Here is a 15121-nt window from a genome sequence, read left to right as displayed (position 1 = left end):
GTGGGAACTTCCGACGTGTCCGCGCCGTCCCGGACGGCGGCCCTCCTCGTCGAGCAGCGCGAGCGTGTCCTGGTCATCACCATCAACCGGCCCGCGGCCCGTAATGCCATCAACGCCGAGGTCAGCCACGGTCTGGCCGACGCGATGGAGCTGCTCGACACAAGTGCCGATCTCTCGGTGGGCGTACTGACCGGCGCCGGCGAAAACTTCTGCGCTGGTATGGATCTCAAGGCCTTTCTTGCTGGTGAAGATATCGCTGTCGAAGGTCGAGGCCTCGGTTTCACCGAGGCGCCGCCGAGAAAGCCCGTTATCGCCGCGGTCGAGGGATTCGCTCTGGCCGGGGGCACCGAACTGGCATTGGCGACCGACCTGATCGTCGCGTCGCGGACTGCGGCCTTCGGTCTGCCCGAGGTCAAGCGCGGGCTCGTCGCGGGCGGCGGCGGATTGCTACGGCTACCGCGGCGCATTCCGTACCAGATCGCGATGGAGTTGTCACTGACCGGAGAGACCTTCTCGGCCGAACTCGGCCACCGGTACGGACTGGTCAATCGCTTGGTGGAGCCCGGTGCCGCGCTCGACGGCGCACTCGACCTCGCGGCGCGCATCTGCCGTAACGGTCCGCTGGCCGTTGCCGCCACGAAGCGAATTCTTGTCGAGTCCGCCGACTGGACCGAGGCCGAGGCATTCGACCGGCAGCGCACGTTGCTGGAGCCGGTCTTCGCATCCCGGGACGCCCGCGAAGGCGCCGAAGCCTTCGCGCAGAAACGCGAACCGGTGTGGACCGGCGAGTGAGCGGCACCCGGAACGCATCCCCACAGCAGACATACCGAATGGAGAAGATATGAGCACGTCGGCGACTGAAGTGGCACTGGTGACCGGCGGCGCGGGCGGGCTCGGCGAAGCCGTGGTCCGTCGCCTGCACAAGGCAGGAATCGCGGTGGTCGTGGCCGACCTCGCCGACGACCGCGCCGGTCGGCTGGTCGCGGACCTGGGTTCCGGCGCCCACTACGCGCGAACCGATGTGACCTCCGAGGAATCGGTGCTGGCGGCGCTCGACGCGGCGGCGGAACTGGGCACGCTGCGCCATGTCGTGATCGCGCACGGTGGCTGGGGGGTTGCCGAGCGGGTGGTCAATCGGGACGGTAGCCCGGCGAGCCTGGAGGGCTTCAGCAAGACGCTCGATCTCTATCTGGTAGGGACATATAACGTTTTGCGACTCGCCGCGGCCCGGATGGCTGCCGGCGAACCGAAATCGACGGGCGAGCGTGGCTCGGTAGTCGCCACCGCGTCCATCGCGGCCTACGAGGGGCAGATCGGCCAATCCGCCTATGCTGCGGCGAAGGCGGGTGTCGTCGGACTCACCCTGGCCGCGGCGCGTGACCTCAGCACGGTCGGTATCCGGGTCAACACAGTCGCACCCGGCACGATGCATACCGCGATGATGGAATCGGTGGGTGAAGAGGCGCTGGCGAAGTTCACCAGCAATATTCCGTTCCCGAAGCGCCTCGGTTCTCCGGACGAATTCGCGGCCCTCGTCGAACATTTGCTGACCAACGGCTACATCAACGGAGAAGTGGTCCGCCTCGACGGCGCCCAGCGGTTCGGCCCCCGCTGATCACTCGGTCCATGCACAAGTTTCGGCAGCGACGAGGTCCGCTACGGGGTACACCCGTGGCGGACCTCGTCGTTCACCGGAACCGGTCGAGAGGGCAGAGGCGCTTGGCGATCGAATAGTGCACTCGCCATCGAGGCCTCGCTCGCCAGCACTGGTCAGGCGCCGCCCGCGTCGCGACGGTTCGCCGCAACCCGCGCGCGCAGACCGTCGATGAGGATGTCGATACCGAAGTTGTAATAGTCGGCCCCGTGAAGTTCGCCGAGGTGCGGGACAACCTGGGCCAGAGTGGGCGGCAGTTCGGCGTCGTCGCGCGGCACGTCGGCCAAGGCCACCTGGTAGCGGCCGAACAGATAGGTGTGGATCGTCGAATAGGCCAGCAGAACCTGCTTGTCTCGGAGTCCGGCGTCGACGGTGATCGCCATGATCGCATCCACCAGTCGGCGATCGGAGTGCAGCATTCGTTGCAGCAGCAATCCGGCGATACCCGGGTTGCGACGGAGTTGCGCGTCGATGCGGTCGATGAGCACTCGAAGTTGGACATCCCACGGCCCGTCGGCTTCGCCCGGGATCTCGACGTCGGCCAGGGTCCGTCTCGCGACGAGGTCGAGCAACGCCTGCTTGTCCGTGACGTAGGAGTAGGCAGCCATCTGCGAGCGGCCGAGTTGCTGCGACAGCCTCCGCATCGACAGTGCGTCGAGACCGTCCGTCCGGATGATCTGCAACGCCGCATCGACAATCTGGTCTTCGGTCAGCGTCGGCGGGCGTCCCCTGCCTCGCCGGGATGCCGTCACGGATCCGTCGACGGCTACCGACCGATCGCTGGATCCCACAGGGGCAGTGTACTCACCGGACCGGCGGGGTCCGGTGAGTGTCACCGCGGGCTCCTGTCGCTCACGACGATCAGATCCCGAGGCGCTCGAGCAATCGTTCGTGGGCGAGTGCCGGACCGCCCAGCAACAGGTCGGTACCGCGGGCGCGGGTCGCGATGGCTTCGACGGCAGCGGGATCGAGGTCGCCGGTCACCGCGGTCAGCCGGAGCGCGACCTGCCGAGCCGCGTTCGAGCAACCGATGTGTGCCATCGCCGCGGCCGCCGCGCCTGCGTCGAGATCGTCTTCGCCTTGGAGTCGCACCGCGCGGTACCACAGCGCCGTCGCGCCGGCCCGTAGTAGCTCGAGTTCCGCCAGCTTCCTGGTGTAGCCGCGCCACGAGTCGCTGTCGTCGGAGGAGGGCAGCGCCTCGGACAAGCACTTCAGCGCTCGATCGACGAGCCCCATCTGCTCCCCGGCGAGTACTGTCGTCGCCCGGTCGACCGTGCGGTTCATGATGCGGCCGCCCGCTCCTTCTCTGCCGATCAAGACCGCGGGCGTGTTCTCGAAGCCGACGCGTACCAGGGGACGCGCTTCGTCGAGCGAGTCCATGGATTCGATGGTGATGCCCGGTGCATTCCGGTCGACCAGGTACAACGACGGGCCACCGATATTGCGGGCGACCACGAAGATGGTCCGCGCCGCTTCCGCGCCCGGGACGAACCACTTTTCACCGGTGAGCTGCCAGCCGTCAGTGCTCGCCGTGGCGCGGGTTCGGACCAGTGCAGGATCCCACGAGCCGGACTTCTCCGCCGCGGCGAGTGTCGAGTGACGCACGTCCACGCTGTCGTCGGTCGGCGAACCGGCGATGGCGAAAGCCTGCGCGGCGAGCCCGGCGGCCGGAAAGTAGTCGGTTTCGCTGAGCGTGTATCCGGCCGAGTAGGCCACCTGCGCGAGACCGGTGGCCCGCGGGCCGAACGCGGCGGCTTCCCACTCATCCTCGGAGAGAATCGCGGAGAGCGCTTCGTTGCGCTCGATAACGTGTCCGGTGACGTCTACCGCCAGCTCGTCTATCGCCCGTGAAGCGTCGGTGCTGAGTTGGCCGGTGGCCTGGACGAGCGGCAGTAGCCGCGCACGGAATGTGTTGCCCGTCGCTGCGAGCAGGTGCGGGCCCAGCACTTCGGCGACGAATTCACCGGTGGACGCGAGGACTCGGCTCTCCGCCGCTGCGAGGGTCGGCGCGGAGCACTCGACTGCGCCGGTGCGCAACTCGCGAACGGCGGTCAGCCCCGTGAGCAGTTCGCTGAGCCGACGCCGGAGTGCGCGATCGTCCCAGGTCCAGGTGGATCGCATCAGTGCGGACAGGGTTTCCGCGTTCAACATGGCGAGGTAGTCCTCGCGCTGTTCGCGGGTGAGGCCCCTGCTGCCGGTTGTGGGTTCCATCGCGCCTCCCAAGGCTGTCGTTCGACGTTCACTACACAGGATGACTTCTTTTCGTTACAGTGTAAAGTATGTAGGCGGGCCGGGCCGCGACGGTCGGACCCGAACGTCACTCGAACGAGGAGAGACCATGACTGAGGCGATGGCTGCCGTTCAGGAACAGCACGAGGACGGCAAGATCTGGGCAAATTCCGGCGACTCCCATTTGATGGAGCCGGAAGATCTGTGGACCGCCCGCCTGCCCAAACGTCTCGCCGACCGAGCACCTCGCTCGGAACGCGGCGAGAAATACGAGATCGTCTACATCGACGGCACGCAAATCGATCGTCAGCTCAACGATTTCATGGACGCCATGCGCCCCCCGGGGTTCAAGGACCTGAACATCAGGCTGCAAGATCTCGACCAGGAGGGCGTTCGCAACCAGCTCGCGTTCCCCTCGATGGGCTTCTGGACCTGCAATATCCGCGACCCGGAATTGGAGGTCGCGGTCGCCCGCGCCTGGAACGACTGGGCGATGGAAGAGGTGATGGGCCGTCAGGACCGGATCTTCGCCCCCGCGATTGTTCCGCTGCTGGATGTCAAGCAGGCCGTGGCGGAGGCCGAGCGTGCGGCCGAGATGGGCTTCCGGGCGCTGTATTTCCCGTGCGGTATCGACGACGACCGGGCTTGGGGCTTGGATCGGTGGGAGCCGCTGTGGACGGCTGCCGAAGAGATGAAACTCCCGCTCTGCTGGCATATCGGCACCGGCGCGGCGAACGTCGTTTACCGCGGTCCCGGCGGCGCGGTCGTGAACTACATGGAGACCACATACCCGGGGATGCGAGTGATCACGCATCTGGTCGCGGGCGGTGCGCTCGACCGGCATCCGGATCTGAAGGTGCTGATCGCGGAAGGCGGCGCCGGTTGGGTGCCCGCCATCGGTGACCGGATGGACGAGGGGTACCGGCAGCACGGGATGTTCGTGCGCCCGCGGCTGTCGCGGTTGCCCAGCGAGATCATCCGCCAGCAGGTGTACGCCTCGTTCCAGCACGACATCAGCGCCGTGCAGGTCATCGAGGACACCGGCTACAACAACGTGATGTGGGGCGATGACTATCCGCACCTGGAAGGCACCTACGGGCACACCCAGCAAACGCTGCACACCATCTTCGACAATGTCGACGTGAAGATTCGCGACCGAGTGCTGCACGGTGCGTTCGAGGAACTCTTCCCGGCCGTAACGGCCGCCTGACATCCCGGACGGTAGCGAGTCCGCTCCGATGTATCCGGACGGTTCGGTGGCCGGTGCTGCAGCCGGCCACCGAAGAGTATTGCTGCCAGTGTGCGGTCGGGCGGATTGCCTGTCCCTCTCGTGAAAGGGCTCATGTGAACGAAAGCGGAACGAGAGAAACGGGGCAGTCCACCACGACGGTGGATTCCCGCGACCCGTCACCGGTGGATGCGCCCGAGTCGCCGGATGGGGTGCGACTGTGTTTCGGGTGTCGTGTGCTGAACCGCTGCCGGTTCGGGATCAAGGGCGAACATCTCGGCGATGACGGTGTCGTGATGAGCCGCGTGGTGTGCTCGCCTGAGAACGAGGGCGGGCCGGAGGTGGCGCACGGCGGTTGGACCGCCAGCGTGATGGACGAACTCGTGGGGCACACACTGTTACTGAGAGACGAATTTGCGGTCACCGGGACGCTGACCGTCAAGTTCGTGCGTCCGGTACCTGTCGGGTGGCCGCTGATCGGACGGGCGTGGATTGCGGAAACGGAGAACCGCAAGGTCTTCGTCCGGGCGACGCTGGAGCTCGAAAGTTCCGGTGCCATCGTGGCCGAAGCCGACGCGACCATGATCAAGCGTCCGGCCACCCATTTCGAGCTGCATTACCAGTGGCTCGAGACGCAAAGGGGCAAGGAGTAACAGCTCCTGCCGCCTGAGCCACATCGTCATCTCGGCCCAGGCGGCAGGATAAGGGGACATCGCAGAGGAGTTACTCAGGCCCGCGTCTTCTTCGGTGGGACCCTTCCGGCGAAGCCCTCGATCGCGTCCCAGAATTCGGTGCGGGTGCGGGCGAAGTTGTGCATGTGCGCCATACGCGGCACGATCTTCACGGTGATGTCGCGCGTTCCGCGATAGGCGGTCGGCTCTGCCCATGGAGCAGGCAGGGTGTCGCGCTCGCCGCTGGCCACCAGAACCGGCACGTCGATTGCCGCCGCTTCTGCCGACACGGCGCCGTCGGTCATCATGGTTATCGCGCACGCGGGAATGGTCGCGCTACCCCAAGGCGTGGATTCATCGCCTCGCACCACCCCGGAGTAGGGCCGGAAGGACGCGAGGTCGGCCTCCAGGAGTTCCGGCTCTTCGTCCGGCCAATGGAAACAGAATCGGTAATGGGAGTCGTCCGGGCTGGTTGGGCCGAGGACCTGATCCGCGATCGGCCGTAGGTCGGTTCCGCGAGGGGGCATCGGGTAATCGACCCGGCTACCGTCCGGGGCGGGAAAATTGGTGTAGATCCCACTCCAGCCCAGGAAGGCGACACCGTCGAAAGTGTGGTGATTCGCCTGCTGCACGGTCAGCAGACAGCCTCCCATCGACTGACCCATGCCGACGGCGGCGACATACTCCATCGGTGGAACGCCGGCAATCAGGGTCCCTGTCGACAATCCGTCCAGTACCGCCACCACGGTGGCGTGGTTCGCCGCCGCGAGATTCTCGTAGGTGAGGCTGAACATGTCGGGCTGATCACTGTCACCGACATAGAGGTGATCGCACGCGACGAAAGCGAAGCCATGACTCGTGTGATACTCCGCTTGGCTGTAGCCGGGCAACGTCTGTATGTCGAAGTATCGTCGGCCGAATCCGCCGCCGGGGAATCCGAACAGAATTGGCAACGGACCGTCGACCCGGTCGGGTAGGTGCACTGTCACGGCCGTGCGCAATTCGCCCGGCAGATCGGTGGCTCCGGTGACGTCGACGTTGAGGTCATACGACCGCATTACAACTCCTACAAATAGAGCAATTATTCGACTACGTGCCGGGAGTGGGTAGCTGGGACGGCCCGCGGGTACCCCGACGAGAATCCGCGCTGCGCCGACTACCGGAAGTGTGATCGACCGCCGTCCGCGAAGAGGGTTCGGCCTGTCATGTAGTCGGAGTAAGGGCTGCTGAGGAAAACGACGACGCGACCGACGTCGGCGACTGGATCGCCCATCCGCTGTATCGGAAACAGTGCGAATGTCCTCTTGAGGTCGTCATCGCTCATCTCGCTTTTTACTTTCTCCCAAGCAGGTGAGGACCCATTCGGCACGACGACGTTCACTGTAATTCCGTACTTTCCCCATTCCGTTGCTACGGATTTCGTAAGCCCTCGAACCGCCTCCTTCGCAGCTCCGTACGTCGCCATATTGGCGACGCCTTCGGTCCCGGCCGCAGAGCCGAAATTGACCACCTTGCCGCCGTTCACCCTGAGATATGGAAAACATGCCTTCATACAGTTGAAGGTCCCGAGCACGGAGGACTCGTAGGCATCGGTCAGGTCTTCTGCGGTCGCCTCATCGAAAGGCACGAGGTTGTGCGTCATTGCGTTGTTGATCAGGATGTCGAGCTTTCCGAATCTCGCGACTGCCGCGTCGACAGCATTGTCGACGGATGTTCGGTCTCTCACATCGCATTCGATCGCCAGAGCTTCGTACCCGGCTGAGGTGAGGTCGCCCGCTACTTTCTCGACTTTCGCGAACACGCGGTCCGCCAGGACGACGGCCGCTCCATCCGCTGCCAGTGCGTGAGCCACTCCTTCGCCCAATCCCTGACCCGCCCCCGTGATGAACGCAATCTTGCCATCTACCAGACCCATGTGGTTCCTCTCTCGAGCTGTTCGCTATCTGACGCACGCCGGTGGTCCCCGGGACCGGGAGACCGGAGACCTCCCCTGCTCGAGGTCGCCCCGCAGGCTGCGAGCGGCCACAGGCTGATTCGAGGCCCCGGCGGCTTGGTGGTGCAGCCGACCTCGTCGTCCCGGTCGAAGCGGCATCTGGCCGGAACGACGAGGAAACCCCAGACCGTAAGTGACTGGCAGATCGAATTCGATCGCCGCGTCGAGCATGGGTGGCCTCTTCTGGGCAGGTTCCCAATATAATCAGATAATTGCCTCTATAGCACTGATTTTGAGGTCAGGTGCCTGACTGAGCGATCTGACTCTCGGTGGTTCAGATCTGTCGACGAAGGCGTGGTGGAAACCTCGCGTTGCGGCGCATGGGCGATCCCCGGTGACGTGACGGCCAGGGAAGTGTGGAGCGAGAACGCCCGCCTGGGCGCACGAGTCCCGCCGGTATCGAATGGCCTTCCCAGTCGCGGCGGTAGGCGTCCGACGGCACCACACGCGGCCAGATTCGATGCTCGCGCCGGAGTCTCCGCCCTGGGTGGCAGGACCGGGTCTCCCGTCCGTCTATTCGCAAGGAGCCTGCCTTGCAACGCTGTTCAGCGATGGGTCCCCGGCGACTCGATGACGGCCGACTCGACTTGTCGCAAACCCGTTGTGTGTGTGGCCTACCTCACGTACATTCAGCTGAATTAACTAACCGATTCGCGGATGTCGAACTGTCTACGCGGGGTTGACATCGCGACAAGGTTCGATCGGATGGAGTGGAATGGAGCACCTGACCTTTCTGCTCATGGGCTTGGGTAGTGGTGCGGTTTTCGGGGCCTTGGCTCTCGCCGTAGTGCTCACATATCGGAGCTCAGGAGTAGTCAACTTCGCCGCAGGGGCCATTGCGCTCTTCGGGGCCTACTTCTACGCATTTCTTCGTCAGGGTGAGCTCATCGTGCTCGTACCGGGGTTCCCCGCCACGGTGCAGCTCGGTAATCCACTCGGGCAGTGGCCCGCGATAGCGTTGGCCCTGGCCGCCTCGGCGGTATTGGGCGCTGTTTTATACCTACTCGTTTTCCGGCCGCTGCGGCGGGCGCCGGCGGTCGCTAAAGCTGTTGCCGCCTTAGGGATATCGCTATTCATACCAGCATTGTTGGCGGCGCGGCTCGGGACCTCGGCGATCGTGGTCGATCCGATCTATCCGTCGGGCGTGTACCGGTCCTCGGACTTCTCACTGCCGCACGATCGGGTATATCTGGCGATTACCATCATCTTGCTGGCCGTCGCGCTGGTGGTCTGGCTACGGTTCAGTCGATTCGGTCTCGCCACTCGGGCGGTTGCTTCCTCGGAGCGAGGCGCCTATCTGAGCGGCATGTCGCCCGATCGGGTGGCTGCCTACAACTGGATGCTCAGTTCGGTCGTCGCCGGGCTCGCCGGCATTTTGATCGCACCCATCGCGCCGCTGGCTCCCGTCTCCTACACATTGTTCATCGTGCCCGCACTCGCTGCCGCGGTAGTCGCTCGCTTCGAACTGTTGTTGGTGGCGGTTGCGGCCGGTCTGGGGATCGGCATGGTCCAATCATGGTTTCAATACCTCACGACACAATTCTCGGTGTTGCCGACATCCGGTCTCGCCGAACTCGTGCCGTTGATCTTGATACTGGCCGTGCTCGTAGTCAGAGCTCGCCCGCTGCCCAGCCGCGGCGCGGTCGTCGTACAGACTCTTGGTTCCGCGCCCAGGCCGGCCAGACCGCTGATCGGTGCGGCCGCGGTAGCGATCGTTGCGATAGCGCTCCTTCCGGTCCTCGACGACCGGCTGCGGAACGGGTTGATCACTAGCGCGATCATGGCCGTCATCGCTCTGTCGATCGTGGTCGTCACAGGGTATGCCGGGCAAATTTCGTTGGCGCAGCTGACAATTGCCGGAGTTGCCGCATTCCTCGTGGGGCCGCTGACGCGAGCGTGGCATCTGCCCTTTCCGCTATCGCCCCTTGTCTCCGCCCTCATCGCTGCCGCTGTGGGGGTACTGATCGGGTTACCCGCGCTACGAATTCGTGGTCTTTCCGTCGCGGTCGTGACGCTGGCGATGGCGTTCGCAGTCGAGGCCGTGTGGTTCCGCAATACCGATTTCGTTACGTCGTCCGGTGTCGCGGTGCCTTCGCCGAGCCTGTTCGGATGGGACCTCGGGATCGGCGCCGGCGCGGACTACCCGCGGGTCCGGTTCGGAGTCATATGCGTAATCGTGCTTGCCGCAGTATGTTTCGCGACCGCCATGCTCAGACGCAGCAGGCTCGGTTCCCAGATGCTCGCTGTTCGCGCCAACGAGAAATCTGCCGCTGCCGCCGGAGTCAACGTTGTCTTCGTCAAAGTGCTCGCTTTTGCGATCGGATCGTTCATAGCCGGTTTGGGAGGATCGCTGCTGGCCTATCAGCAGCAGTCTGTGATCTTCGAGCCCTTCTCCGCGATGAACTCGGTCGCATTCTTCGCCACGGTATATCTGGCGGGAGTCACGTCCTTGTCGGGCGGCGTGCTGGCCGGCGTGGCGGCCACGAGCGGCCTGTTGTACATCGTCATCGACGAGACGGTCGGAGCTGGTGGCTGGTACTCGACAATCGCCGCAGTCCTTCTTGTGATCGTTGTGATCGTCAACCCCGAGGGGATTGTCGGGCCCATCCACAGCTGGATCGCCAGACGCAGATCGAAAGGTGTCGTGGCGGACATGACCCGCGACGACGATCTCGACATCGAGAGCACACCCGTGTCGGGGGATGCGCAGACGGCGTTGCAGGCCGACGGCGTGAGTGTCCACTACGGAGGCGTCGTCGCATTGGATGAAGCGGCCCTGGAAGTCCCGGCAGGCGCACTCGTCGGCCTGATCGGCCCGAATGGCGCGGGCAAGACCACTCTCATCGACGCCCTGTGCGGATTCTCCGAGTACACGGGCAATGTTCGATTGCTCGGAGAGAAGGTCGACGGACTGGTGCCGTACCAGAGAGTGCGGCGAGGGCTGGGCCGGACCTTCCAAGCACTGGAGCTGTACGACGACATGTCGGTGACCGAAAACGTCAAGGTGGCTCTCCGAGCCGGCGGATCCGAGGGGGTGCTGGCACAACCGTCGTCGTTGGAACGAATCCTGGGCATGCTCGGTTTGTCGGCGGCGGGTGAGCGATCGGTCAGCGAGTTGTCACAGGGACAACGACAGCTCGTGTCCATCGCCCGAGCGCTCGCCGGGAATCCGTCGGTGCTGTTGCTCGACGAACCGGCAGGTGGACTCGACAGCGACGAAAGTCTATGGCTCGGAACGCGTTTGCGTCGTATCGCCGAATCCGGAATCGCTGTCCTGATGGTCGATCACGATATGGATCTCATTTTCGGATCGTGTGATCTGGTCTACGTGCTGGATTTCGGAAAAGTCATAGCCGTCGGCTCGCCCGAGGAGATCAGGAACAACGAGAAGGTCGTAGCGGCCTATCTGGGAGGCGAGGTGCCCGCCGATGCATGACACACTGCAAAAACCGACGTCGATGCCGGTCCTCGAGTGCGTCGAACTGGCGGTCGGCTATCGATCCAACACGGTGGCCCGGGATATCGACATCACGTTGCACGAGTCGACCGTGCTGGCGGTTCTGGGACCGAATGGTGCAGGTAAGACGACGTTACTCAACACCATCGCAGGCTTCCTCAAACGACGAAGCGGTTCGGTGCGGGTGGGCACGACCGACCTAGACAACGGTGACCCGCGACATGCGAACCGGCACGGATTGGTGCTGGTTCCAGATGACAGGGCCTTGTTCAACGACCTCACCGTACGAGAGAACTTGAAGGTCGCCTGCAAGAACGATCAGACGATCGGTTCCACGCTGGATCTCTTCCCTGCCCTGCACAAGAGACTGAAGGTGCGGGGCGGTGATCTTTCGGGCGGTGAGCAGCAGATGCTCGCCGTCGCGCGAGCGATGGTGCAGAAGCCGAAAGTTTTGCTCATCGATGAGATGAGCATGGGATTGGCGCCGGTCATCGTCGAAGGACTACTCCCCGTGGTTCGTCACATAGCCGAGACTACGGGCGCGGTGGTCGTGCTCGTCGAACAGCACGTTCAGCTGGCACTCGAAGTAGCTGACGAAGCCGTTGTCCTCGTGCATGGACAGGTTCGGTTGCGCGGCTCGGCCGAGGAATTGCGCACCGACCCCGCACGTTTGCGCGAGGTCTATCTGGGGGGCTGACGCGACAGCCGACTGCGGGGCAGTCGGCGGTCCGCATGCGGCCTCGCCCCAGCAGGGTCCTGAGAGCCGCGATCCATATCGGTGTCAACGCAAGGAGAGAAATGAAGGTCGGACATCCCTGGCGAACTGTCGGTGCGGCAGTTGCCGCATGTGCAGTCGCCGCAGCAGCGACAGCAGGCTGCAGTTCGAACAGCGACAATACGTCCAGCGGCGCCCCCAAAGTCGATCCCGCAATTCTCGGGGCTCAGAACGTGGCCACCGGTGAGCCCGTAACGATCGGCTTCATCAGTGAGGGCAAAGCCGCAGCGTACGACACGAGTGCGGAAATAGCCGCGGCGAACGCGGCAGTTTCGTATATCAACGACCATCTCGGCGGCTTGCGGGGACACAAGGTCGTCTTGAAAACCTGTGAATCCAAGGGCAATCCGGCAGCCGCGACCGATTGTGCGAATCAGATGGTCGGAGGCGGCGCAGTTGCCGTCGCTGAAGGGGCGCTGGGGCTCGCCGACCAGACGATCGATGTTCTGTCACCGGCCGGTGTCCCGCTTCTGCTCAACTATGGGACGACGCCGAAGTCGCTGTCCGCGCCGAACGTTTTCAGCCTGATGAACGGGACTGCCGCCATTTTCGCCACTCCTGCGGCACTGGCGAAGGAAAAGGGCATCACCAAGGCCGCGATGGTGACGATCGATGTGCCCGGCGCGACCGAAACCGCGAAGCAGATCGGAAAGCTGACGTTCGCTAATGCCGGTGCGGCGTTGGACGTGGTAACCATCCCGCCGGGAACGCCCGATATGACCTCTCAAATCGCGGCGGCGAAGCGCAACGACCCGGGTATGTGGGCCGTTCTGGGCGAGACAACCTTTTGCGGTGGTGCGCTGAAGGCGATCAGAACGGCTGCGCCGGATGCGCCGGTGGTCGTCAATGATCGCTGCGTGAGTCCATCGATCAGTTCCTCGATTCCCGGAGGTTTCGAGGGCGTGCAGGTCGGCACTACGTCGAACCTGGATCCGGCGAACAACGATGTGAAGTTGTTCCAGGCGGCCCTCGACCAGTACGCGTCCGGTACCCCGGTCAACGCCACGTCGGCCGGTGGCTGGGCGCCGGTCCTGGCACTCGCGGAGGCGTTGAATTCCGCCCCGGGTACGGATGTCACCAGGCAGTCGATTCTGGAAGGCCTCCGCACGGCCCCGCCGCAGAAGTACCCGTTGACCAACGGTATCGATTTCCAGTGCAACGGTAAGGCGTTCCCGATGTCGCCGAATGTCTGTGCATCCGATGTCATCGTGGCGATGGCGGACCGGGGCGGCAAGCTCGGGGACTACAGGATTCTCGAGACGGATCCGGCGTTGTTCACGCCACCGTCGCGCTGAGGCACTTCGGCTGATGGTGACGGTCGCAGCCTCGAACGCGATCGTCACCACGCACTGCGGTCGACCAACTGCGATAACCGACGAAATTCAATGGAGAATATCAATGTATGAGATTGCTGGGCGACTGGGCTGGCGAGTCATGAGCCGCGTCGCGCAGAAGCAGATGTCGTTGCCGAAGCCATTGACCAGAAATATTGTGGTGCAACGAGATCTGGAGATCTCGATGCCCGACGGTACCGTGCTGCTCGCCGACTTCTATCGGCCCGGGACACATTCGGGATCGTTGCCCACCCTACTGGTGCGTTCTCCGTACGGCCGCCGCGGCATGCTCGGCCTCTATGTCAGGCCTTTCGCCGAACGCGGTTACCAGGTGCTCGTGCAGAGCACTCGAGGCACCTTCGGTTCCGGTGGCGAGTACGAGCCGTTGCGGCACGAACGCGCCGACGGACTCGCGACGATCGACTGGGTGATCGAGCAACCGTGGTTCGACGGCAACCTCGTGCTGGCCGGTCCCAGCTATATGGGCTACGCCCAGTGGGCGGTCGCCGACAAGGTGCCTTCCCAGGTCAAAGCCATCCTGCCGGTGACGACATCGGCGAACGTCATCGACGCTTTCCACCGTCCCGAGGGCATGCTGGTGGAAAATCTGCTGGATTGGACCGCCATCCGATTCGCCCCCAATGTCTGGTCCCAGCTGCTCACCGAAACACGGATTGTGCGACGAATCCGAAAAGCGCTCGCCGCAGGGCCCGTCGTCGATTCCGAAGCACGCCTCGTCGGACAGTCGTGGCCGTTCTTCCAGGAGGTGATGCAACACCACAGTGAGGACCCCCACTGGTCCACGATCGACGTCGATCATCGAGAAACGATCGCCGGAACCACCGTGCCGGTCAATATTGTCGCCGGCTGGTATGACCTGTTCCTCCCGCACTCACTGCGCGATTACCGCACACTCGTCGATGCCGGCCGGCAACCACGCTTGACGGTCGGCCCCTGGACGCACATCGATTCCGGCCTCCGTGGTGCGGGAATCCGAGAAGGCATCGAGTGGGGACTGACGCTCGCGCGCGGCGGTGAGGTCGCCGAACAAGACCCCGTCCGGCTCTTCGTCACCGGCAGTGAACAGTGGCGCAATTTCCCATCCTGGCCTCCGCCGGACCGGATCACCGACCGTTGGCACCTGCACCCGCACGCCGCGCTCGACAGGGACCCCGCGGTGCCGAGCGCACCGGACACCTATCGCTACGACCCAGCCGACCCCACACCATCGCTCGGCATGTCCAAACTCGTCGCCCAGCAGGCCGGCCCGCGCGACAACCGCGAACTGGAAAGCCGCGCAGACGTATTGACCTTCACGTCTGCCCCGATGACTCAGAACTACGAAGTTATCGGTGACGTCACCGCCGAGATCTGGCTTCGCTCCAGTCGGCCGAGCACCGACCTTTTCGTCCGCATCTGCGATGTCGACCCACGCGGGCGTTCGATCAACGTCTGTGACGGGATCTCCGTGGTCGAGACACCCGAGCCGAACACGCAGGAGCCGGCCAAGGTGGTCGGGCCCGTCTGGCCCACCGCCCACTGCTTCCGCCGAGGGCACCGTATCCGTGTACAAATATCCAGCGGTGCGCACCCGGTGTACGCCCGCAACGTCGGCAGCATCGGAGAACGCCTCACCGGCACCTCTCTGCACGTGGCCGACCAGGAAATATTCCACGATCCAGAGCATCCGTCGGTCATCCTGCTGCCTGGTCCCACTGCGGGCAGCTGAACCAGGGCACCGGGCGAGCGCTTTCATCGAGTTGTGGTCCGATGACCGCCC

At 64.1% G+C, this 15121-nt stretch carries 12 protein-coding genes; 8 read left to right on the top strand and 4 right to left on the bottom strand.

Annotation, left to right across the window (positions count from 1 at the left end; all coding sequences use genetic code 11):
- Positions 1–792: a crotonase/enoyl-CoA hydratase family protein gene (locus ACFYOW_RS07060; RefSeq protein WP_387285283.1), complete on the top strand. Its 792-nt coding sequence runs from the start codon at positions 1–3 to the stop codon at positions 790–792.
- Between the two features lie 49 nt (positions 793–841).
- Entirely contained in the window at positions 842–1615 is a 774-nt protein-coding gene (locus ACFYOW_RS07055; RefSeq protein WP_387285281.1) for an SDR family oxidoreductase, read from the top strand.
- A gap of 155 nt (positions 1616–1770) precedes the next feature.
- Here ACFYOW_RS07055 and ACFYOW_RS07050 read toward each other — a convergent pair whose 3' ends face one another.
- Positions 1771–2445: a TetR family transcriptional regulator gene (locus ACFYOW_RS07050; RefSeq protein ID WP_387285279.1), complete on the bottom strand. Its 675-nt coding sequence runs from the start codon at positions 2443–2445 to the stop codon at positions 1771–1773.
- Between the two features lie 70 nt (positions 2446–2515).
- The gene (locus ACFYOW_RS07045; RefSeq protein WP_387285276.1) at positions 2516–3865 is read right to left on the bottom strand and encodes an acyl-CoA dehydrogenase family protein; all 1350 of its coding nucleotides are present in this window, start codon (positions 3863–3865) and stop codon (positions 2516–2518) included.
- A 127-nt stretch (positions 3866–3992) separates the two neighbouring features.
- Between ACFYOW_RS07045 and ACFYOW_RS07040 the strand changes: the two genes are divergently transcribed.
- Together ACFYOW_RS07040 and ACFYOW_RS07035 are read left to right on the top strand one after the other, a co-directional pair.
- Entirely contained in the window at positions 3993–5093 is a 1101-nt protein-coding gene (locus ACFYOW_RS07040; RefSeq protein WP_387285274.1) for an amidohydrolase family protein, read from the top strand.
- Between the two features lie 53 nt (positions 5094–5146).
- Positions 5147–5764 (top strand): PaaI family thioesterase, encoded by a 618-nt coding sequence (locus ACFYOW_RS07035; protein WP_387285272.1) that lies wholly within the window; start codon positions 5147–5149, stop codon positions 5762–5764.
- A gap of 74 nt (positions 5765–5838) precedes the next feature.
- On the opposite strand, the gene ACFYOW_RS07030 is transcribed toward ACFYOW_RS07035, so the two are convergent.
- Positions 5839–6840 (bottom strand): alpha/beta hydrolase, encoded by a 1002-nt coding sequence (locus ACFYOW_RS07030; RefSeq protein ID WP_387285270.1) that lies wholly within the window; start codon positions 6838–6840, stop codon positions 5839–5841.
- A gap of 98 nt (positions 6841–6938) precedes the next feature.
- Positions 6939–7697 (bottom strand): SDR family NAD(P)-dependent oxidoreductase, encoded by a 759-nt coding sequence (locus ACFYOW_RS07025; protein ID WP_387285268.1) that lies wholly within the window; start codon positions 7695–7697, stop codon positions 6939–6941.
- 793 nt (positions 7698–8490) lie between these two features.
- Here ACFYOW_RS07025 and ACFYOW_RS07020 point away from each other — a divergent pair.
- The 4 genes from ACFYOW_RS07020 to ACFYOW_RS07005 all read left to right on the top strand — a co-directional run bounded on the left by ACFYOW_RS07020 (position 8491) and on the right by ACFYOW_RS07005 (position 15070).
- Positions 8491–11211 (top strand): ATP-binding cassette domain-containing protein, encoded by a 2721-nt coding sequence (locus ACFYOW_RS07020; protein WP_387285266.1) that lies wholly within the window; start codon positions 8491–8493, stop codon positions 11209–11211.
- A gap of 22 nt (positions 11212–11233) precedes the next feature.
- A complete protein-coding gene (locus tag ACFYOW_RS07015) occupies positions 11234–11929 on the top strand; it encodes an ABC transporter ATP-binding protein (RefSeq protein ID WP_387286053.1) in 696 nt (231 codons plus the stop codon).
- Between the two features lie 251 nt (positions 11930–12180).
- Positions 12181–13302: an ABC transporter substrate-binding protein gene (locus tag ACFYOW_RS07010; protein WP_387285264.1), complete on the top strand. Its 1122-nt coding sequence runs from the start codon at positions 12181–12183 to the stop codon at positions 13300–13302.
- Between the two features lie 103 nt (positions 13303–13405).
- Entirely contained in the window at positions 13406–15070 is a 1665-nt protein-coding gene (locus tag ACFYOW_RS07005; RefSeq protein WP_387285262.1) for a CocE/NonD family hydrolase, read from the top strand.
- Positions 15071–15121 lie beyond the last annotated feature (51 nt).

It is taken from the genome of Nocardia sp. NPDC006982, assembly GCF_042869435.1.
Lineage (GTDB): Bacteria > Actinomycetota > Actinomycetes > Mycobacteriales > Mycobacteriaceae > Nocardia.
The sequence above is the reverse complement of the archived record's forward strand: the minus strand, read 5'-3'. Positions and strand labels throughout refer to the sequence as shown.

What these genes read in the sequence shown, in the direction of transcription:
- ACFYOW_RS07055 (WP_387285281.1), top strand. Translation starts at nt 842, where the DNA reads ATGAGCACGTCGGCGACTGAAGTGGCACTGGTGACCGGCGGCGCGGGC.
- ACFYOW_RS07045 (WP_387285276.1), bottom strand. Translation starts at nt 3,865, where the DNA reads ATGGAACCCACAACCGGCAGCAGGGGCCTCACCCGCGAACAGCGCGAG.
- ACFYOW_RS07040 (WP_387285274.1), top strand. Translation starts at nt 3,993, where the DNA reads ATGACTGAGGCGATGGCTGCCGTTCAGGAACAGCACGAGGACGGCAAG.
- ACFYOW_RS07030 (WP_387285270.1), bottom strand. Translation starts at nt 6,840, where the DNA reads ATGCGGTCGTATGACCTCAACGTCGACGTCACCGGAGCCACCGATCTG.
- ACFYOW_RS07025 (WP_387285268.1), bottom strand. Translation starts at nt 7,697, where the DNA reads ATGGGTCTGGTAGATGGCAAGATTGCGTTCATCACGGGGGCGGGTCAG.
- ACFYOW_RS07020 (WP_387285266.1), top strand. Translation starts at nt 8,491, where the DNA reads ATGGAGCACCTGACCTTTCTGCTCATGGGCTTGGGTAGTGGTGCGGTT.
- ACFYOW_RS07015 (WP_387286053.1), top strand. Translation starts at nt 11,234, where the DNA reads ATGCCGGTCCTCGAGTGCGTCGAACTGGCGGTCGGCTATCGATCCAAC.
- ACFYOW_RS07005 (WP_387285262.1), top strand. Translation starts at nt 13,406, where the DNA reads ATGTATGAGATTGCTGGGCGACTGGGCTGGCGAGTCATGAGCCGCGTC.